The organism is Clostridium sp. Marseille-QA1073, from assembly GCF_054863625.1.
Window position 1 is genome coordinate 374245 of sequence record NZ_JBSVQM010000001.1, and the last position, 19246, is coordinate 393490.

Annotated in this window: 23 protein-coding genes; 3 read left to right on the forward strand and 20 right to left on the reverse strand. The window is 28.2% G+C overall.

The annotated features are described in order from the left end of the window. Positions 1 to 172: 172 nt before the first annotated feature. The 8 genes from ACY1IQ_RS01700 to ACY1IQ_RS01735 all read right to left on the reverse strand — a co-directional run bounded on the left by ACY1IQ_RS01700 (position 173) and on the right by ACY1IQ_RS01735 (position 5750). Positions 173 to 586, reverse strand: coding sequence for a phage tail assembly chaperone (locus ACY1IQ_RS01700; protein ID WP_454053417.1), 414 nt, complete (start codon positions 584 to 586; stop codon positions 173 to 175). Between the two features lie 15 nt (positions 587 to 601). Further along, a complete protein-coding gene (locus ACY1IQ_RS01705; RefSeq protein WP_039631259.1) occupies positions 602 to 1066 on the reverse strand; it encodes a phage tail tube protein in 465 nt (154 codons plus the stop codon). Further along, positions 1067 to 2377, reverse strand: a complete 1311-nt coding sequence (locus ACY1IQ_RS01710; protein ID WP_461612315.1) for a phage tail sheath family protein — start codon at positions 2375 to 2377, stop codon at positions 1067 to 1069. Further along, entirely contained in the window at positions 2378 to 2551 is a 174-nt protein-coding gene (locus ACY1IQ_RS01715; protein ID WP_461612316.1) for a hypothetical protein, read from the reverse strand. Further along, on the reverse strand, positions 2544 to 3002 hold the full coding sequence (locus ACY1IQ_RS01720) for a phage tail terminator family protein (RefSeq protein WP_461612317.1): 459 nt from the start codon (positions 3000 to 3002) through the stop codon (positions 2544 to 2546). Before ACY1IQ_RS01720 ends, ACY1IQ_RS01715 begins: the two co-directional genes overlap by 8 nt. Beyond that, a complete protein-coding gene (locus tag ACY1IQ_RS01725) occupies positions 2989 to 3423 on the reverse strand; it encodes an HK97 gp10 family phage protein (protein WP_461612318.1) in 435 nt (144 codons plus the stop codon). The genes ACY1IQ_RS01720 and ACY1IQ_RS01725 overlap by 14 nt, the downstream gene beginning before the upstream one ends. 1257 nt (positions 3424 to 4680) lie before the next feature. Beyond that, positions 4681 to 5196 (reverse strand): helix-turn-helix domain-containing protein, encoded by a 516-nt coding sequence (locus tag ACY1IQ_RS01730; RefSeq protein WP_461612319.1) that lies wholly within the window; start codon positions 5194 to 5196, stop codon positions 4681 to 4683. A gap of 398 nt (positions 5197 to 5594) precedes the next feature. Beyond that, entirely contained in the window at positions 5595 to 5750 is a 156-nt protein-coding gene (locus ACY1IQ_RS01735; protein WP_461612320.1) for a hypothetical protein, read from the reverse strand. Positions 5751 to 6593: 843 nt separating this feature from the next. On the opposite strand from ACY1IQ_RS01735, the gene ACY1IQ_RS01740 reads away from it, so the two are divergent. Beyond that, positions 6594 to 7073 carry a helix-turn-helix domain-containing protein gene (locus tag ACY1IQ_RS01740; protein ID WP_461612321.1) on the forward strand — a complete coding sequence of 160 codons (480 nt, stop codon included), beginning with the start codon at positions 6594 to 6596 and terminating at the stop codon, positions 7071 to 7073. 587 nt (positions 7074 to 7660) lie between these two features. Here ACY1IQ_RS01740 and ACY1IQ_RS01745 read toward each other — a convergent pair. From ACY1IQ_RS01745 to ACY1IQ_RS01765, 5 genes are all read right to left on the reverse strand, one after another. Next, complete coding sequence (locus ACY1IQ_RS01745; RefSeq protein ID WP_461612322.1) at positions 7661 to 7969, reverse strand: YdeI/OmpD-associated family protein; 309 nt, start codon at positions 7967 to 7969, stop codon at positions 7661 to 7663. Positions 7970 to 8344: 375 nt separating this feature from the next. Continuing rightward, positions 8345 to 8533 carry a hypothetical protein gene (locus tag ACY1IQ_RS01750; protein ID WP_461612323.1) on the reverse strand — a complete coding sequence of 63 codons (189 nt, stop codon included), beginning with the start codon at positions 8531 to 8533 and terminating at the stop codon, positions 8345 to 8347. A gap of 51 nt (positions 8534 to 8584) precedes the next feature. Further along, positions 8585 to 8842, reverse strand: a complete 258-nt coding sequence (locus tag ACY1IQ_RS01755) for a hypothetical protein (RefSeq protein WP_461612324.1) — start codon at positions 8840 to 8842, stop codon at positions 8585 to 8587. Positions 8843 to 8962: 120 nt separating this feature from the next. Next, a complete protein-coding gene (locus ACY1IQ_RS01760) occupies positions 8963 to 9544 on the reverse strand; it encodes an ERF family protein (protein WP_461612325.1) in 582 nt (193 codons plus the stop codon). A gap of 5 nt (positions 9545 to 9549) precedes the next feature. Then, complete coding sequence (locus tag ACY1IQ_RS01765) at positions 9550 to 9690, reverse strand: hypothetical protein (RefSeq protein WP_461612326.1); 141 nt, start codon at positions 9688 to 9690, stop codon at positions 9550 to 9552. Positions 9691 to 10544: 854 nt separating this feature from the next. On the opposite strand from ACY1IQ_RS01765, the gene hpt reads away from it, so the two are divergent. After that, a complete protein-coding gene (hpt, locus tag ACY1IQ_RS01770) occupies positions 10545 to 11072 on the forward strand; it encodes a hypoxanthine phosphoribosyltransferase (RefSeq protein ID WP_461612327.1) in 528 nt (175 codons plus the stop codon). 155 nt (positions 11073 to 11227) lie between these two features. On the opposite strand, the gene ACY1IQ_RS01775 is transcribed toward hpt, so the two are convergent. Further along, positions 11228 to 11788 carry a hypothetical protein gene (locus tag ACY1IQ_RS01775; protein ID WP_461612328.1) on the reverse strand — a complete coding sequence of 187 codons (561 nt, stop codon included), beginning with the start codon at positions 11786 to 11788 and terminating at the stop codon, positions 11228 to 11230. A gap of 420 nt (positions 11789 to 12208) precedes the next feature. Further along, positions 12209 to 12844, reverse strand: a complete 636-nt coding sequence (yunB, locus tag ACY1IQ_RS01780) for a sporulation protein YunB (protein WP_461612329.1) — start codon at positions 12842 to 12844, stop codon at positions 12209 to 12211. A 345-nt stretch (positions 12845 to 13189) separates the two neighbouring features. Here yunB and ACY1IQ_RS01785 point away from each other — a divergent pair, with 345 nt between their 5' ends. After that, positions 13190 to 15769: a transglycosylase domain-containing protein gene (locus ACY1IQ_RS01785; protein ID WP_461612330.1), complete on the forward strand. Its 2580-nt coding sequence runs from the start codon at positions 13190 to 13192 to the stop codon at positions 15767 to 15769. Between the two features lie 35 nt (positions 15770 to 15804). Here the strand turns inward: ACY1IQ_RS01785 and spoVAE are convergent, their stop codons facing one another. From spoVAE to spoIIAB, 5 genes are all read right to left on the reverse strand, one after another. Beyond that, a complete protein-coding gene (gene spoVAE / locus ACY1IQ_RS01790; RefSeq protein WP_039631240.1) occupies positions 15805 to 16161 on the reverse strand; it encodes a stage V sporulation protein AE in 357 nt (118 codons plus the stop codon). Between the two features lie 2 nt (positions 16162 to 16163). Further along, a complete protein-coding gene (gene spoVAD, locus ACY1IQ_RS01795; protein ID WP_461612331.1) occupies positions 16164 to 17186 on the reverse strand; it encodes a stage V sporulation protein AD in 1023 nt (340 codons plus the stop codon). A gap of 5 nt (positions 17187 to 17191) precedes the next feature. After that, positions 17192 to 17644, reverse strand: a complete 453-nt coding sequence (gene spoVAC / locus ACY1IQ_RS01800; protein ID WP_461612332.1) for a stage V sporulation protein AC — start codon at positions 17642 to 17644, stop codon at positions 17192 to 17194. A 397-nt stretch (positions 17645 to 18041) separates the two neighbouring features. After that, positions 18042 to 18797: an RNA polymerase sporulation sigma factor SigF gene (sigF, locus tag ACY1IQ_RS01805; RefSeq protein ID WP_461612333.1), complete on the reverse strand. Its 756-nt coding sequence runs from the start codon at positions 18795 to 18797 to the stop codon at positions 18042 to 18044. 9 nt (positions 18798 to 18806) lie between these two features. Further along, positions 18807 to 19238 carry an anti-sigma F factor gene (gene spoIIAB, locus ACY1IQ_RS01810; RefSeq protein WP_461612334.1) on the reverse strand — a complete coding sequence of 144 codons (432 nt, stop codon included), beginning with the start codon at positions 19236 to 19238 and terminating at the stop codon, positions 18807 to 18809. Positions 19239 to 19246 lie beyond the last annotated feature (8 nt).

Genomic DNA, 19246 nt, shown 5'->3' on the forward strand with positions numbered 1-19246 from the left:
TATTTTTTCTTAGCTTTATTTAAAGATCTTTTTTCACTTTCTACATAAAGATCTATACTAGCATATATAAAAGCTTTTTCATTCCTAGGTATATTTTTAAATGTGCTTGGAAGAATTTTAAGTTTATGGAGGGCATAATGTGCATAATTAGCCTCAGCATCCCCCCCATTTATTAGTTTTTTGCTTCTTCAACTAGTTCCTGCATGCTTCTATCGTATCCATTTACTTCACTTACTACACTTGACCATTCTGAGTATTCTCCATCACTCATCTTACTTTTCATAGCTTTAAGCAATTCTTCATCACCCATAACTTGCCATGCTGATTGAAGTTCTGAATTTTTTAAATCTGGGTAGGTTGTAGTTTCTATTATAAGTTTAGCTAAATATTTATCATTATCTGTTTCTATTACTTTTTGACCTTTTACAAAACTAACTTTTCTGCATTTTTTTCTTATTTCATCACCTATAGTTGATGCTATAGGTTTGAACCTCATTTTTCTTTTTTTTCCGCCTATAGTTATTTCTCTTTCTATTTCTTCCACTTCTTCAAAGGAATCCATTAAAAAGTCTTCAAATTTATTCATTATATTTCCTCCTAATTATCCTAATGTTGGTTTATTAAATTTGTTTAATATATCTACATCTTCAAAAGTGAATGCCATGTCTTCTTCTAAAACTTCACTTTCTACATCAAAAGCAGCCATGCTTACCTCATCAAGATTACAGTTTTTTAATACTACTGTTTGTCCTCCTAAACTACTTGTTGGATCCTCATTGGTTACAGTAATATCAAAGTAAACATCTCTACCTTCTTTTATATAGCTAAGCATTAACTCTCTGAAAAGAGAAGTTGCATAATACACAGTAAGAGTACCTGTACCTTTCCAACCTGTCGCCCTATTTTGAGTAGCCCTATTCCCTAAGGTTTTCCCTTCTGTTTTTTGTTTTTCAACTTTTGATTCTAACTTCTTTGCATAAAATAATTCTTCATTTCTACCATTTACAGTTATATATGCTCGTGCCTCAGCACCACTAATAGTATCACTAAGCTTTAAAGATCCCATCTAACATACCTCCACATTCATGTATAATTTTTCCATACTATCTATTGGTTGTACTTCAACCTTTACTAACACAGAGTCTTTGTCTTTTCCTTTTTCAATTTCAATATCTTCTGGAACAACATTTTCAAGGGCATCTATCTCTTGAAGCTGCTCTAAAAATTTAATTACATCCTTTTTAAAAAGAATTCTACCATCTACGCTATTAGCAATTTTACCAATATAATTAGTTTCCCATAATAATTTAATTCCATTATTTATTTCATATAAAGTTCTTATCAATCTATTTTTTCTATAGTCTTTATCTTTATCTTCAGTAAATGTTTTAAGAGTATTAATATCTTGTTCTATGACTACCTTTCTATTATTAATAGTAAACACTATTTCCCCATTATTTAAAGCATCTACTATTTCCTTATTTGTATATTTAATATCTACATCAATAGCACCATCATATTGAAGATATGTGTTAGATTGATTTACATTTGCTCCTGCTGTAGCTCCAGTAACAAATGCAACTGCCTTATCAGATGTTATTTTGGTTCCATCCCCTAAGATAACTCCATTTTTAACACTAATAACATTTTCGCTATCAGCTTCAGCATAATTTTCTAGAACTAATTGTACTTGTCTGCCATCTTCTTTTAGTCTCTTTATAAAATCAGTAGCTACAGCTTTTATATCTGATTCCTTGGTTGGTATTCCTATAGTATGAAACTCATGTGCTTCAATGGCTGATAAATAATCAGTATAATTTTCATTAGTAACAGTTCCATCTTCACCGCCTTTTAATGGTAGTCCTGATGTAGTTTTTAACTCTCCAGTTCCTTTGAACTCAACATAACTATTTGATTTCAAATCATCTATAGTTTTAACTAATTGTTTATCAACTTTGTTACCTTCAAAAGTGGTCATAACCTCAAACTTACTTGTGTCATCTATATCATTTTGAATTATTACAGTAATATTATTTCCCTTTGTGCCACTATACTTAGCATTTATAGTTAGTCCTTCTAATGTTGCAGTGGCTTTACTCCCCTCATTAAGTCTATATAGCAAAAGCGTCTTAGCTTTCTTAAATACTTCTCTAATTAATAAAGCACTACTATCTGATATATTGATTCCCAATACTTTTGATAAATCATCATCAGCATGTATAGTAATGATTTCTTTTTCAGGTCCCCAAGGCAGGGTTAAAGGTAATGTTGCAATTCCTCTTTCACCTATTGATGTTATTTCATTCTTTTTAGATTTAAAGTTTATATATGCTCCTGGTCTTACTTTATTTTGTGATGTCCATGTTCCTCCAGCCATCTATTTCACCTCTCTCTTTTTAAATTCATCTATAATATTTTCAGCTTCCTCTAATGAGTATTCCTTATCATCAAGTAAAGCCTTTAAAATATCTCTTTCTATTTGTGTAAATTTATTAGAATTAACAATTTGCTCTTTATTAAATTTAATTTGTTTAATTTCTTTTTTAGTCATTTTTCAATTCGACCTCCTTATTTAACACTTTCATTTTAGTCACTTCTTCTACTTCCCTCACTACTTTATAATTAAATTGTAAAAAAAAGTGTAATACTCCATCTATAATTTCATGTTCCATATTACTAGCTCTATATAAATCTTTATCTACAGGTACATATTCAAGAACTTCATAGAGTTTATTAGCAACCTCTAAGCAATCTAAATTAATCTCCTCTTTATCAATAAAATAACTCACGTCAAAATATATACTTTTTTTATACCTAATATTAAGTTCTTTACTTTGTCCTGATTTTAAAACTTTAATAAAAAAACAAGGTCCTTCAAAACCCTGCTTTACTTCTTCATCATATATATTTATGTTAGGAAACTCTTTACTCAGCTTTTGGTTAACTCCTACTCTTAAATCATTTATAGTTGATATACTATCACCTCCCTTAAGATCTACCATAAAGTATCTGTTTTAATAATTGAACTTGTTTTTGCTCTAGAAACTTAGGCAGCTCTTTTTCTATTTCTTCCATAGAAATAGTTGCCATAAACTTTCCTTCTACCCACACCTTACCATCTTCAGTTACATACCCATACTCCACATGAGAAGCATATTCTAAATCATTAAATATCTCTACTATATAACTATTGCCATGTTTAGCTACATTTCCTATTTTCCAGTTTTCCTTTAACTCTCCTTTAGTCTTATTAGGATAAGCATCTACTGGAGTTCTATCCTTAATCTTTTCTTTAGCTCTAAGTGCCATTTCAAGTAAAAATTCCTTTATCCATCTTTCAATTACTCTTTCATCAAGAGCTTTTTGAAATCTCTTAGACATCTTCTTAAAATGACTACAATCCAAATTTCCAAGTCTAGCCATTATGATTCTCCTCTTTACTTAATATCAATTCTTGATGGGTATAATACATTAATCCTTTTACATATTTAGTAGCTATATTTAATTAATTATTCATTACTCCTATTTAAGTAAGGTTTAATTTCTCTTTAGTTATATGGTCTTTATTATTTGCTTTGTATTTTCAAGACAAATTCCAATAAAAAAATCCTTAGAATCACATTCTAAGGGCATACCTGAAAACTTTTTAGTTTTATTTGATTTACTTCAGTAATATGTGAGCTCTTTAATACTTTTTAATCATGTCATTTTTATCACCTCCAATATAATATTTATATTAATTATTTCAAGTACACTTATATAAGTAGATACTTAATATAATTTTTCCATACTATCATATTATCATGCTGCTAATATCTTTAAAATATCAAGAAAATATCATTATTGTATCATGTTGAATTCTATACTATTCTCCATCTACAATATATAAACTTTTCAGTCATGTCATTTTCATCACCTCCAATGCGACATTTATATGGATTATTCCAAATAGCACTTATATTTTTATAAGTGTTAAAAAGGCACCTACATAAGTAGATGCCTTAATATATTTTTCCATACTATCATATTATCATGTTACTAATATCTTTAAAATATCAAGAAAATATCACTATTGTATCATATCAAATTCTATGCTATTATCCAGCTACAATATATAAACTTTTCAGTCATGTCATTTTCATCACCTCCAATGCGACATTTATAAGTATTATTTCAAATAACATTTATATTTTCATACCTGCTAAAAAAGCACCTACATAAGTAGATGCTCTTAAGGCATGTGAAGGAAAATAATAGATCAAAGATGTTAGTATATTTTTTATCAGACAAGGAGTTAGAACCTGCTCATAGTGGCGCTATGTGCAGATTCTAATGACGCAGTATGATGGAAAATAGGCTAATATACTGATCTATTATTTTTTTGAAGATGCCTAAACATATTTTTCCATACTATCATCTTATCATGTTATTAATATCTTTAAAATATCAAGAAAATATCACTATTGTATCATATTGAATTTTATACTATTCTCTATCTACAATATATAAGCTTTTTAGTGATGTTATTTTTGCCACCTCTAATATAATATTTATAAGTATTATTTCAAATAATATTTATATTCTTATACCTGCTAAAAAAGCACCTACATAAGTAGATGCTCTTAAATATAATTTTCTATACTATCATATTATCATGTTATTAATATCTTTAAAATATCACTATTGTATCATATCAAATTTGATACCCTCTATTCCAAATAGAAATATACTTAATTCATTAGTCATCTCTTTTACCCACCTTTTAGCTGTTATTACACTACAATTTAATTCTTCTGCTACATCTTCATAACTCTTTTCATCTTTATAATATTTTTCTAAAGCTAAATACTTTTCTAAGGAGCATAATTTTTCTTCCTTATTCTTAAGCATTTCTAAAGCCATATCAATATGAGATAACATTATTAAAGTTTTTGTTTTACTTCTTTTTATACTAAGTATATATAGTTCATCTACGTCATCTAATATATCAAGATAATCACTCTCATCTCTTATTTGATTAATATCATCTATGGCATTCTTAATATGATTTTTTAAATCATTATAGTGTTTTAATAACAATCTAGTATTATGAAATCTTTTATCTTTTCTTTCAATCATTTTTTCTTTATCATATTCTCTTATAGCTTCTTTTACAGCTTTATTTATTATTTCGTCTATATTAACTTCACTATTCAATAATATCACCTTCCTAATTTTTTTAATGCTCATATTTATTCATTTATAATTAATTCTGTAATATTAATAGTTTAAATAATTTATAGGTTGTACATTTTTATGTGCAATGATAATGATAGACCTATTTTTAGAATTTGTATTTAAGAAATAACAGCTTCTTTAATATGTCTTAATATTTTTGGAATCATTATAGCTATATTATATTTCACATTATTCCTTTTTATTGTGTATGACTTAAATGAACTTATATATAATAGACATACTTTACAAGTTGTAATTTTTGTTTCTATTCTTTTTGATTTTATATTAATTCTCGAGCCCTTCTTTCATAATAGCTTCATAGTCTTTTTAAGTATGCCAGCTTACTAGCTCCATATTATTTTACATAACTTTGAAATTTAATTAATACTATTGTTTTCATTAGTGATTTCCTCCAATAATCCGTGTATTATTTTTATAGAGTCATCTATATAATTATCTCCAGGATTTGGAGCCTCTATCGACCTTAAATTGCTTAATACCTCTTCAAGAGCTTTTCTGTATCTTTCTATCATATATCCACCTTCATTTTCTTTATTTTGACGTATTGATATCTTTTTTTCATATATTAATTTAATGCATTGTAATAATGGATTATTTTCCCATTAATTGAGTATAAATCTAGACTTGTAAACTAATAAATTTAAAACTTTCTTCTAAAAAATATTGCTTAAAATTTCTTTTAGTCGTTTATTTTCTTTTTAAGTATTTTATTTTCTATCTAAACCTTTTTTCTAAGGATGAAGTTTTTTCTAAATCTCTCCTTAAAGTTTTACAATATACTTAGGATAAAACACTATAACTTGTACACTTTTGCAGGAAGTTATAATACCCTCTTTGAAATATCTGCTTATAGAACTTTCATCTAGCTCCATCTTTCAGATATAGCTTTAACTAAAATAAGTTTTTCCATCTTTACACCTCATTCATATCACTATTAGTTGTAATATAGAGTAAAAAAATATCTTTCATACTACACTTAAATTCATTTGATATTTTAAAAGCTCATGAATAACTTAATTATTTATATCCTCCTTATAATTGATACATCATGCTGTTACCTATATTTAAATTTCTAGCTGCTTCTTTAGCTGTATTAAATCCAGTTTCTTTTTTAATATTGTAATATGGTTCGCAATATGTTTATTACTCTTTTCCCGATTTCTAAATTCTATATCTACATTTTACAACCATTAGTTATATTGGACAAGGTTTATTATAACTATTAGTGATAATTAGGATACTATTTTCTTTAATTTACTATTGATAGCTTTAAATATCACTATTAGTTGTATTGATATTTTTATCACTGTCGGTTACAATACTAATAATGATAAAAATTCGTCGAGGTGATTAATGTGATTGGAGAAAGAATTAAAGAATTAAGAAAAGAAAATGAAATTACACAAGAAGAATTAGCTAAAAATATAGATGTTAGCACCTCCATGGTAGGAATGTATGAAACAAATGCCCGTAAACCAAGTTATGAAGTACTGATTAAAATAGCTAAATATTTTGGAGTTTCTACTGATTATTTATTAAATACAGAAGAAAAATTAGATGCAGCTATAAATTCTTTAAATAAGATCAACCATATGGCCAAAAATGCTCTTGCTCCCAAACATAAAGGTATAAGTAAAAATGATGTTGACAAAGAATTATGTGATATTGATCAATTTAGTACTGCAGAAGAAGCTATGCAATTCATATTAAAACAACCATCTGTTATGGGTTTTGGTGGATTTGACATAAATACAATGAGTGAAGATGAAATATTAGACTTTGCAAATGAATTGTTAAATCAATTAAAGATATTAAGTTATAAATACAAGAAATAACTAGATTATTTGAGTAGAATGTCAAAAAGGATATTTAAAATTGTGTTACAGGTTAATTAAAGAAGGATTAAAACCTCTATTATAAGTAACTATATAACAAAAATTAATGCAGTTTTCAATATATTATGAGCGAATTTGAAATAAGCTTTTAGTTAAAGTAGTAAAACAGTTGAAACAAGTATGTAAAAAAGTGAAAAATATAACTATGGGTTTTTAGATTTAAAAAATAAAGATTCATATAGAACAATACCTTGCCAAAGATTCTATAATAGGTATCTAACAGAATTAGCATATATTTAAGTCAATTATTTAGATTAGATAAGTATGATGCTACAATACGCAGTGTAAGGTGCTTTGTTGATAATGATGGGCAACTACATATGTATTTAAAAGATTCAAATATACCAATTTTGCCTTTTATTTAAGAGCAACTTTTAAAAAAGGAATGCATCTAAATTATATATTATAGATGCATTCCTTTTTACTATAAGTTGGCCTATTTAACATTCTTTAAACTTCATAGTACACATATGACTGGAACTAAAAAAAGCTGGTTCTAACGACAGTGATAAACATATAAAGATTTATTACATTAAATTAATAGAATCTAAAGTATTATTTTTTAGACTTTTTATTACATTACCAATTTTATTTCTAGCCTCATCACCTGTTAAGTTATTGCTTTGTATATATCTAATCACATTTGTTTTTTCGATATCACTTAGATTCTCAAAGTAAGTTCTTGCTTCTGGTTCTTTAGAAAGCTCTGATCCAAAACCTTCTGGAATGTCAGGGACATTTGGGTTAGGATTGTGCCCTAATCCTATAAAGTTCTTATCATTCATTGTTATTATTCCTTTCGTAATATTACTTGGAGTACATTGCTCGTTGCCCATCAATCAATTTTAAATTTCTCAGTTATCACTGAGAAATTTAAAATTGATTGGTGGGCAACAATATTCGCCATATATTATTGAATAAATATTAAACTATAAGTCATATTAAAAAGAACTTACGAACACTGTTCACCCCTACAATAAAACACTAGCAATTGTATTGATAATTAAAAAATTCATTTAAGAAATTATCTTGTTCAAAAATAAATTTCACCTTAATTGTGCATTTTGCATTGTGAATTATAAATTAAAATATCTTAGAGATATACATTAAGTTTTAAGGTAGTTTATCTATATAATAGAAAAATAGCTTTTGTAAGAAGTTAGGGTTGAAAAGGCTAATGTACTTAGACTTAAAAGTAAGTCTTTTTTATATCACTTTGATGTTATTAAAGATTGCACGTACTCTAGCATTTCATTTCTAGATTGTATCCTATGAGTATTGTCAATAATCTGCTGCTGAGCTTCTTGTGATAAAGAAAAAAAATAATCCATTGCATTATATTGTTCAAGCGCTATTCCTAAGCCTAGTGGCATTTCAACACCACTTTTGTATTTTTCCATATCTTCACCTCTAATTCTTATCTTAGGAAATTTTCCAGATATTTAAATACTCTAGGTCATATTTATGAAATCTATTGAGTTATTATTTAAATTTTTTATTGCATTGTTAATTTTATTTTTTGCTTCAGTACCTGTTAAATTGTTATTTTGTATATATCGTATTACATTTGTTTTTTGTTCATCACTCAAATTTTGGAATGAAGTTCTTGCGTCAGGCTCTTGTAAAAGCGCCATTGCAAAACCCTCTGGGATATCTGGAACGTTTGGATTAGGGTTATGACCCATTCCTATAAAATTTTTATTACTCATTTAGTATTACTCCTCTCTTATAAAATTAGTTTAAACTTGATGATAAAATGCTGGTAAAAATTATTGCCTTAACTCTTACCAATATTACATTTATTACATTGAATCTCGTTCTAAGTTTTTTTATTTTTTTCTTAACCACTCCATAGCTGCTTTCCAATCATTTTCCTGTAAATCTTCAAATTTATTAACCTTTCTAAATTTACAAATATATTCTTCTGATATTTTTTTCTCTTTTGATAAGTTCCTTATTTCTTCTGCTTGCTCTTTTGTAATTTTTTTAGGTTCTTTTGCTTCTGATATAGTGTGTGATGTAGTAGTACTACCATCGTCCTCATCTTCACTTGCTATACCCAACATAGCTGATAGTTGGTATCTTCTAGCATATGTAATTGAGCTTCCTGAACCTTGTGCTGTAGGTTTATCGCTCTTTAATTTTAAGGGTTCACTTTCTATCCATTCTCCACTCTCATGTAATAACATAGTTGTTATAGCCACCAAATTTCCATCTTCACTATTAGGCATTTGTATATAAGATAAACCATGTTTACTTAAAGGTTCTTTAACTGTATTTATAACTTCATCTAATGGAGCATATTTACTATTAAAAAATGGATTATTCGCTACATTTTTGGGATTTTTAACTTCCGCTTGAAAATCTTTTAAGGCTGAAGCTAGCTCTTTTATACTTTCCGATTTTTTCATTAGCGTTACCTCCTTATTCTACTTTTACTGTTATGCTTTCCTCTTCTAAGATACTTATGCCTAGAATAACCTTCCTTGCTTCTATATCTATACCATCTTTGAAAATTTTTTAATGCAGCTCCATATAGTTCTTTCTTAGATTCCAATAAACCCTACATATTTATACTATTTTTTCCTCTGCTTTTCTTATAACTACATTTTTAGCTTTTCTATTTATTATCTAGCAGAATCTTTATACTATTATCATCCTTTATAAGAGAAGTTCTCAATTGATTTCTTTTTCAAGTGACACAATCACTTTTATTAAAAAATCTATTTAAGAAACTAGTTTGATTAAAACTAATTTTAACAATAATTGTCAATTATCCTTTCTTAATTGTCTATCGCCTAAATTTGTAAATTGAAATATTTAAACGGTAGACTATATATTAACTTTTTAGATAGTTTTATTTATATAGACATGTAAATAATCATTTAGTAAAAATAACGCAATGCTAAAGAAAAAGACGATTAAAAATCTTAATATAGATTTTTAACTTTAAAAAGATAAAACTTATATTGAACAGTACCTATGTGAAAACTTCTATATGAATATTTAAAAGAATTGAAAGATGGTAAAAAAATTGTTAATATAAATAATAGGCTTTTTAATTTTAAAATACAGATTCGTGCAGTACTACTTAAATCAATTATTCAAATTAAGGAGGTATGATATTATAGTAGATGAGGTAAGTTACACTTATACTACTGGACTTACAGCTAATTAAGTAGATTTTGTGACTATCACTAAATTTCTTAAACATAATGTTGAATAGACATTGAGAATATATTCTCATGTAAGTGAAAACATGTAAAAAAGCAACGAACATAATAGAAAATTTTTTTAATTTTTAATGAATCTTTTAATGAATTAAAATTCAATATTAATCTATACGGAGTTAATGGACTTTCTCACCATACTGTCCATTATTGTAAATATTATTTAAGGGACGTGATTTCTATGGAAAATAAAAAAGTAAATGTATTAATTTCAAAAGAGCAAATCGATGAAGCTTTAGAGAGACTTGGTTCTGAAATATCTAAAGATTATGAAGGTAAAAAACTCTATGTCCTTTCACTTCTTAGAGGAAGTTTTATATTTGCCGCTGACTTAGTTAGAAAAATTCAAGTTCCAACAAAAATAGGCTTTATGACTACATCAAGCTATGGACATGATGAGCAATCTTCTGGAACTGTTAAGGTAGTAAACGATGTACCTGATAATATAGAAGGATATGATGTGCTAATAGTTGATGATATAGTTGATAGTGGTATTACTATGGAATTTGTTATGAATCATATGAAAGAACTAGGTGCTAATACTGTAAAATGCTGTACTCTTTTAGATAAACCATCTAGAAGAAAAATAGATATTACACCAAATTATTGTGGATTTGAAATTGAAGATGTATTTGTAGTTGGATATGGGCTTAATTATGGAGATTATTATAGAAATATTCCATACGTATTCAATTGGGAAGAGAACTAATATTATTTTTCTACTGATAACAATACTAAGTTGTTGTCAGTTTTTTTCATTTAAAGACCTAAAAAATAACTAGTCAGCACACTAGTTATTTTTTCTTTTTTAATAAAAAATATCTTAAATTTAGATGCTTTTCATATTTATATCATAAGTTAATTTTAAACCGCATCAGTATTAAAATTTAATTCATTAGAATTTGTATAATTTCTTAATAGTCCTCTATAAACAACATTTAATTTATCTAGGTTTTGTATATCTGCTGGCTTAATCATTGTAAATTCGCCTTCAAAATTAAATATACCACTTCTTTCTAAAACTTCTGATACAAATTGTGAACAAAAATAATGATATTTTCTTTCTAAAGACATTTTAAAAGCCACTGCTAAAACACCTAAAAAATTGTATCTATATTTATCTTGCTCTTCTTCAAACTCTTTAATAATCTCTTTTACCTTCTCATACTGTTCCAATGTAACATCCATTGAGTAAACTATACATTCAGTATTGCAAAACCTTTTATAAACACCATCATCAATTTTCTCTTTAATAAATCCTCCTATAAAAGGATTTTTAGGTCTTTTTCTTCCAAAACTATACATTTCACTTAACCCTGGATCTAAAGCTATAGATGTATGGGAATAGTCATTTCTAGTATATATTCTTATGGCTCTAGAAAGAGTTGTTCCTGTAAAAGTAAGCATAATATATATTTTTTCCATGTCTCCCCCCCTAAGTACATAACTAAGAACAAGACTTAGTTGTTAGTTATATATAGATAATATATCAAATTTTAATACTTTGCACAAATAGTTTAAAATATAAAAACTATTATCTCATAAGCTTTAGACAATAATTCTTTTACTAAACCCATGAAAAATTTAATAAACTTTACAAATTATTTTAGTTTTATAAAAACCTATAGAAAATTAAGAATATTCCAATAAATCCCATCATAAAATGCACCCATTTGGATGCATTAATGATATGGAATAATATATATTAATCTTAAAATTAATATGAATATTAGGATAAATTCTATTTCTCAGTATCCTAATAAGTATCCATATTAATAAAAATTTATAACAAATAATTATTCATATTTTCCCTTTAAATTTATTTTAACTCAACCTCACTTGAACTTATTTTCCACTATTTAAATCTAGTTGCACAGAAGTTTCTGGTATTTTCCCTACAATCACTGTTTCTGCTATAGGTAATTGACTAACTACTTCTACCTCATTATACCCTATTGGTAAAACCACCTTTATTTTAGCTTTTACTTCTACGTATATTTTGTGTCTTGTTTGATTAATACCAGCACTTTCAAAATCTGAAATGTATCTAGTTTCCACATGTCCAACAGGTTGCATTGTTGCAGTAATATTAGGACCTAAATTAGATAATAAATTATTCTTAGTTATATATCCTATAGGAAACTCTATGCCTACTTGTCCAATCTCTTTTAATTCTCTTTGTACTCTTAAAGATACATCTGTAGCAATTTTATTCATTTTAAGAGTATCCGCCTTTAAGAGAATTATATTCCCTTCTAAATCTTTCTCAAAATTAATAATTTCATCATATTTAAATTGATCTATATATTCTTCAATAATTGATTTATTAATTATATCTGTAGCTTTTGCCCTCATCTCTCCATCACATATTACCATAATGTTAGGGACTATCACCTCATCAAAGTAATAAAGAAAAGCTATTAGCACAGTACATATAAAAACTATAACTGATATTATTTTAAATTTTGCTTTTATTTTCATATTTTTTATATCTCCTAAAACATTTTTTCCAAAATATGGTTTACATTGTAATAAATTAGTAATAATTAATTATATGTACTATTATTCATTTGAAGAATATTTATTATAGATTTTATTAATTCTTTATATTATGGTATAATACAAAAAAACATAATTAAAGTGAGACATTTTCAAAAATAACTAATTAGTATGTTAAGTTATTCTGCACCATACTTACTTTATTACTCTTATTGATATCGCTGGTATCAATAAGACTAGAGTTCTTGTTTGATACAAAATAACCTAAGCATATTTAAATAGTTATTTTATTTAAGATGTCTAATAGAATCTTAAGGAGGAAACCTTATGAGTGAAAAGAAAAAGGGTGACGGTAAAAAAAAGCGTTCTCGTAAAAAAACCCGTTCTAAAATATTTAAGGGTATATATATAACACTTATTATTGTATTATTAGGATCTATTGCAATAGGTGCTGGAGTGGGCTATGGAATGATAAAAACTGCTCCTGAAATAGATGTTCAAAAATTTCTAGAAGTAGAAGAAACTTCTACAATATATGATAATAAAGGTATATTAATTGATGAATTTAATACCCCTGAAAAAAGAATTTCTATATCTATAGATAAAGTACCTAAAATTTTAAAAGATGCCTTTATAAGTATTGAAGATGAGCGATTTTATTCTCATAAAGGTATAGATCTTAGAAGACTTGGTGGTGCTTTTGTTGCAGACGTAAAAATTGCCTTAGGGCTATCTGACGGAAGTCTACAAGGTGCATCAACAATAACTCAGCAATTAGTTAAATATAGGTATTTTTTAGAGGACTCTTTAAATAATAGAACCTCAATTAAAAGAAAAGTTCAAGAAATGTACTTAGCTTACAAATTAGAGAAAGAATATTTAACTAAAGAGCAGATATTAGAATCCTATATGAATACTATATTCTTAGGTGGTAGTGCCCATGGAATCGAAGCTGCTTCTAAGATGTACTTTAGTAAATCCGTTGATAAATTAACAATTAAGCAAGCAGCCTTTATAGCTGGTGCTGCACAGAACCCCTCAGTTTCTTTTGCAAATGCATTTAGAAATTATAAGGAAAATACGCCTTTTGACTCCCCTAGGACAAAAACAGTTTTAGGAAAAATGCTTGAAACAGGTGCTATAAGTCAAGAGGAATATGATCAAGCAATGGCTGAAGATTTATTATTTAAGTTCTCATTAAAATCTAACAACAAAATGAACTATGAATATTTCTCAAGACCTGTTATTGAGGAAGTTGCTAAAGACTTAATGGCTGTCTATGGGTATAATAAAGAAAAAGCTTATGATGAATTAATGTATGGTGGTTATAGAGTTTACACTACAATGGATAAAGCTTTACAAGATGAAGTTCAAAAAGTTATTGATGATGAAAATGGCGAATTAATTTCTCCATATATGAATCCTAATCTTCAAGCTTCTGCTGTAATTATGGATTATAAAAATGGTGAAGTTAAGTGTATAATTGGTGGACGTGGTGATCAGCCTGCAAATTCTTATAATAGAGCTGCATCTGACAATTTCTTAAGGGCACCAGGTTCTAGTTTGAAACCTCTTACAATATATGCACCAGCAATTGATTCTCAAAAGTTAACTGCTGGATCAGCCTTTGAAGATGCACCTATTCCAACAGAAATGGGCTCAAAGTATGGTGACCCACCATATGACCCTAAAAATAGCCCTGATATGTATAGGGGATATGTTACTATGAGGGATTCAATTAGAGTTTCTGCTAATACAATAGCCGTTAGAATTGGTGATGCTATTGGTCTAGATTTAGCATCAGAATATGGTACTAAATTTGGTATTCATCTTGATGATGAAGATAAAAGTAGCATGGCTGCACTAGCATTAGGTCAATTGGATGGTGGTGCTTTATCTGGAACTAATCCATTAGCATTATCAAGCGCTTATGGTGCTTTTGGAAATAATGGAACAGTTACGAAGCCAAGATTATACACAAAAGTTGTTGATAGAAATGGTAAAACTATTTTAGAAAATAAACTTGAAAGTAATAAAGTTATATCTCCTGAAACAGCATATATAATTTTTGATATGCTTAAAGAACCTATAATAGGTACTGGTCCTAGTGCTAATTTTGGTAATATGCCTGCAAGAGGTAAGACAGGTACATCTTCTGATTCTAAAGACCTTTGGTTTACAGGATTAACACCTTATTATTCTTGTGCAGTTTGGATGGGTAATGATGATTATACCGAGATTGAAGGTATGAATAGTGATAATCCTTCTGCTCTTTGGGGAAAAATAATGGCAATTGCTCATAGAGATTTACCATATAAAGAAATTGATAGGCCTGCTGGTGTAATTAATGTAGATGTATCTAGAGATTCTGGTACACTTCCAACAGATCTATCCTATAGAGATCCTAGAGGCGACAGAGTTTACTCAGAATTGTTTATTTCTGGTACTCAACCAACAACCTTAGACGATGTCCATGTGGAAGCTGATGTTGTTAAAGGTGCAGATGGAAGATACTACTTACCGTCTGAAAATACTCCAAAAGATAGAATTGAAAGACGCGTCTTTATAACAAGAGACTATTATCCATCAGTCTATCTTCAAGATTCTCCATGGGTATTACCAACAGAAAAGGATCCAACTAAATATGGCACTATAGATAAGGGCAAAGATAAAGACAAAGATAAAGACAAGGACAAGGACAAAGATAAAGACAAGGATAAAGACAAGGATAAAGATAAAGACAAAGATGAAGAAATTAATGAAAATGATATAAATAGTAATAATGAGTTTCAAAGATCTAACCTACAAACTATGAATTTTCATCAATCTTCAACTATAGGTAGTGTATTTAAAAATATATCTTTTACTAAATTTATAGATACCATATCTAATTATATAAAATTTTAATAAATAAAAAGTTGGCAAATCAATTTGCCAACTTTTTATTTTGTTTTAGGATTAAATAATAATGCCATTATATACCCAAAAACAATTGCACCAGTTACTCCTCCAGCTGTTGCTTTTATTCCTCCTGTAAAAATACCTACAAATCCTTCCTTTTGAACTTCCTCAATAACTCCTTTAGCTAGTGAATATCCAAAACCCGGTAGTGGTACAGTAGCACCAGCTTTTCCTATTTTAACTATTTTCTCATATATATTAAATGCTTGAAGTATTACACCACCTGTAACAAATATAACTAATATCCTACCAGGAGTTAACTTAGTTGTATCCATCAATATTTGTCCTATAACACATATAATTCCTCCTACTATAAATGCAGCTATGTAATCACTCATATCTACTCTCCTCCGATCTCTACAGCCACTGCATGAGCAACCCCTGGTATTGTTTCACCTTGTAATGGAGAAGTAGAATTTAACAGTGCACCTGTAGAAATTAATAATACTTTTTTAAATTTACCTGTAAGCATATTTCTATATATGTATCCAGTCATAACCGCACCGGAAGAAGCACATCCACTCCCACCAGAGTAAGTATTTTGTCTTTCAGAATCAAAAATTTCATCACCACAGTCAATATAGTTTGAACTAATATCATAACCATATTCTAAAAGTAATTCTTGTGTGATTTTTTTCCCCACCTTACCTAAATCACCTGTAGCTATAATATCATAATAATTTGGGTTTCTGCCTGTATCTATAAAGTGCTGCTTCAATGTATCCACTGCCGCTGGTGCCATAGCTGCTCCCATCTCATTTGGATCTGTAATTCCATAATCTTTGACTTTTCCTGTAGTTATATGAGTTATATATGGTTTGCTTTTATCATCATTTTTAGTAATAACCATAGCCCCTGCTCCTGTAACGGTCCACTGTGAAACTGGCGCTCTCTGACTTCCCATTTCAAGAGGCAATCTAAATTGCCTTTCTGCTGAAGAAAAGTGGGAGGAAGTTGAAGCTATAGAATAATTTGCACAGCCCGATTCTATAGACATTGCAGCCATACTCATTGATAGTGTCATATTTGAACAAGCTCCATAAATACCCATAAAAGGTATATCTAAATCTCTAGCCATAAAACCAGATGAAAATAATTGATTTAATAAATCTCCGCTAAACATATAGTTTATATCGCTTTCTTTTAAATTTGCTCTTTTAATACAGGACGATACAGCAGTATAATGAATTTTACTTTCTGCTTTTTCAAAGGTATCACAGCCAAACATATCATCTTTCAAAATTTGATCAAAATAATCCTTTAGAGGTCCCTCTCCCTCTTTTGGACCAACTACATTGTAAGTACTAATTATTCTTGGTTTACTATCAAGACTTACAGTTTGCATTCCCATTCTAACAGCCATTAAAATCACCACCTAAAAATATAATATAATAATCCTAAAATAACAGAAGAGCCTACACCATAAACCAAAACTGGTCCAGCAATTGTAAACATTTTTGCAGCAACTCCAAATACAAATCCTTCTTTTTTAAACTCTATAGCAGGAGACACAATTGAATTTGCAAAACCTGTAATTGGCACTACTGATCCTGCTCCTGCGTAATCTCCTATTTTATCATAAATTCCTATACCAGTTAAAAATGATCCTATAAATATCAGAATAACTGATACATAACCTGGTATTTGTTCTGTAACAAATCCCCATCTAACTAGCATATTTTGTATGAATTGACCTATAACACATATAAGTCCACCAGTCCAAAATGCACGAAAACAATTTCTTAGTAACTTAGGTTTGGGAGTAGCTTTGTTATAAATATCATAAAATTTACCGACTATTTTTGTTTCTTTTGATTTCATTGCTTCACCGTTGACAAATTCTATAAGGTTATACTCTACTTAGTTTATTCCTTTCTACTATAATTTTTTCATACACTACTTTGATATATAGTTATGGGGAATAAATTCCTTACATACTCACAAATATTTTTACACATTTAATTTGTGACATGTCAACATTCTCCTTTCTTCATATTTTTAATAATTATTTTATAATTGATAAAAAATCTTTAAGAATATAAATTTTAATAAGAAATTACAATTTTAAATAAATGATTATAGGAAATTCTTATAATTTTTTATGAATGTTTTTAACTGTTGTCATCCTCTCTGAATTACTAAAATATATCACAATAAATATTATTTCCAATTCATATTATTTTATGAAAAAAAGATAAGATGATAATACATCTTATCTTTAACCACTTAATTTCTCTCTCATCATTTTTAATACTTTTTTCTCAATTCTAGATACTTGTACTTGGCTTATTCCCATCATTTTAGCTACTTGTATTTGAGTTTTATCTTTAAAATATCTAAGCATTATAATTTGACGAGATTTTAAATCTAACTTTGTTAGTGCTTCCTTTAAGGCAAGTCTATCTATAACTTCTGTATCTTCTTCATAATCTTCACTTAATTTATCTATTAAAAGTACAGGTGCGCCATCATCATGGTGGATAGTATCATATAAATATTGCATACTATTTGAGGACTCTAAAGCTGTAATGATATCTTCTTTATCTATTTCCGAAAATTTAGATAATTCTTCAATGGTAGGTTCACGCCCTAACTTTTTAGTGAGTGCGTCCCTATCATAATGCAGCTTTCTAGCAGTATTTTTTATGCTTCTGCTTACCTTTATTATCCCATCGTCTCTTAAAAATCTTTTTATTTCTCCTACTATCATCGGTACTGCATAGGTCGAAAATTTTACATTAAAACTTTCATCAAAATTATTTATGGCCTTTACTAAACCTATACATCCTATTTGAAATATATCATCATATTCATATCCTCTATTTAAAAATTTTTTACTAAGAGATGATACCAAAGGTAAATTCATTTCTACTAGATTATCTAAAGCTACTTTATCTCCTTCTTTTGCAAGCTTAATAAGCTGCATATTATCATCGTAATTATAGCTATTAGCTTTCTGTGTTTTATCACTCATATTATTCACCTATCTTAAGGAATTAAAGGTCTTTTTCATAATTACTTTAGTACCCTTACCCTTCTCTGATATAACCTCTAAACTATCCATGAAAGTTTCCATTACTGTAAATCCCATACCGGATCTTTCTAAATCTGGTCTTGAAGTATATAGTGGCTCTCTTGCTATTTCTAAATTTTCAATACCTTTGCCTTCATCACTAACCATAACTGTAAGTTCATTATCATCTATAGTAGCTTCTAATGTAACTATTTTATCTCCATCTTCTTCATATCCATGAATAATTGCATTAGTAACTGCTTCTGAAATAGCAGTCTTTATATCTGTTATTTCTTCAATAGTTGGGTCTAACTGTGCTGCAAAGGCTGATACAACTACTCTTGCAAAACTTTCATTTTCAGATTTACTCAAAATTTCAATTTTCATTTTATTATGATACATATTAATAC

Bases quoted from the DNA above. Each gene is read 5' to 3' on its own strand.
- ACY1IQ_RS01700 (WP_454053417.1), bottom strand. From the start codon at position 586: ATGAATAAATTTGAAGACTTTTTAATGGATTCCTTTGAAGAAGTGGAA.
- ACY1IQ_RS01705 (WP_039631259.1), bottom strand. From the start codon at position 1,066: ATGGGATCTTTAAAGCTTAGTGATACTATTAGTGGTGCTGAGGCACGA.
- ACY1IQ_RS01710 (WP_461612315.1), bottom strand. From the start codon at position 2,377: ATGGCTGGAGGAACATGGACATCACAAAATAAAGTAAGACCAGGAGCA.
- ACY1IQ_RS01715 (WP_461612316.1), bottom strand. From the start codon at position 2,551: ATGACTAAAAAAGAAATTAAACAAATTAAATTTAATAAAGAGCAAATT.
- ACY1IQ_RS01720 (WP_461612317.1), bottom strand. From the start codon at position 3,002: ATGGTAGATCTTAAGGGAGGTGATAGTATATCAACTATAAATGATTTA.
- ACY1IQ_RS01725 (WP_461612318.1), bottom strand. From the start codon at position 3,423: ATGGCTAGACTTGGAAATTTGGATTGTAGTCATTTTAAGAAGATGTCT.
- ACY1IQ_RS01735 (WP_461612320.1), bottom strand. From the start codon at position 5,750: ATGATAGAAAGATACAGAAAAGCTCTTGAAGAGGTATTAAGCAATTTA.
- ACY1IQ_RS01745 (WP_461612322.1), bottom strand. From the start codon at position 7,969: ATGGGCAACGAGCAATGTACTCCAAGTAATATTACGAAAGGAATAATA.
- ACY1IQ_RS01750 (WP_461612323.1), bottom strand. From the start codon at position 8,533: ATGGAAAAATACAAAAGTGGTGTTGAAATGCCACTAGGCTTAGGAATA.
- ACY1IQ_RS01755 (WP_461612324.1), bottom strand. From the start codon at position 8,842: ATGAGTAATAAAAATTTTATAGGAATGGGTCATAACCCTAATCCAAAC.
- ACY1IQ_RS01760 (WP_461612325.1), bottom strand. From the start codon at position 9,544: ATGAAAAAATCGGAAAGTATAAAAGAGCTAGCTTCAGCCTTAAAAGAT.
- hpt (WP_461612327.1), top strand. From the start codon at position 10,545: ATGGAAAATAAAAAAGTAAATGTATTAATTTCAAAAGAGCAAATCGAT.
- ACY1IQ_RS01775 (WP_461612328.1), bottom strand. From the start codon at position 11,788: ATGGAAAAAATATATATTATGCTTACTTTTACAGGAACAACTCTTTCT.
- yunB (WP_461612329.1), bottom strand. From the start codon at position 12,844: ATGAAAATAAAAGCAAAATTTAAAATAATATCAGTTATAGTTTTTATA.
- ACY1IQ_RS01785 (WP_461612330.1), top strand. From the start codon at position 13,190: ATGAGTGAAAAGAAAAAGGGTGACGGTAAAAAAAAGCGTTCTCGTAAA.
- spoVAE (WP_039631240.1), bottom strand. From the start codon at position 16,161: ATGAGTGATTACATAGCTGCATTTATAGTAGGAGGAATTATATGTGTT.
- spoVAD (WP_461612331.1), bottom strand. From the start codon at position 17,186: ATGGCTGTTAGAATGGGAATGCAAACTGTAAGTCTTGATAGTAAACCA.
- spoVAC (WP_461612332.1), bottom strand. From the start codon at position 17,644: ATGAAATCAAAAGAAACAAAAATAGTCGGTAAATTTTATGATATTTAT.
- sigF (WP_461612333.1), bottom strand. From the start codon at position 18,797: ATGAGTGATAAAACACAGAAAGCTAATAGCTATAATTACGATGATAAT.
- spoIIAB (WP_461612334.1), bottom strand. From the start codon at position 19,238: ATGTATCATAATAAAATGAAAATTGAAATTTTGAGTAAATCTGAAAAT.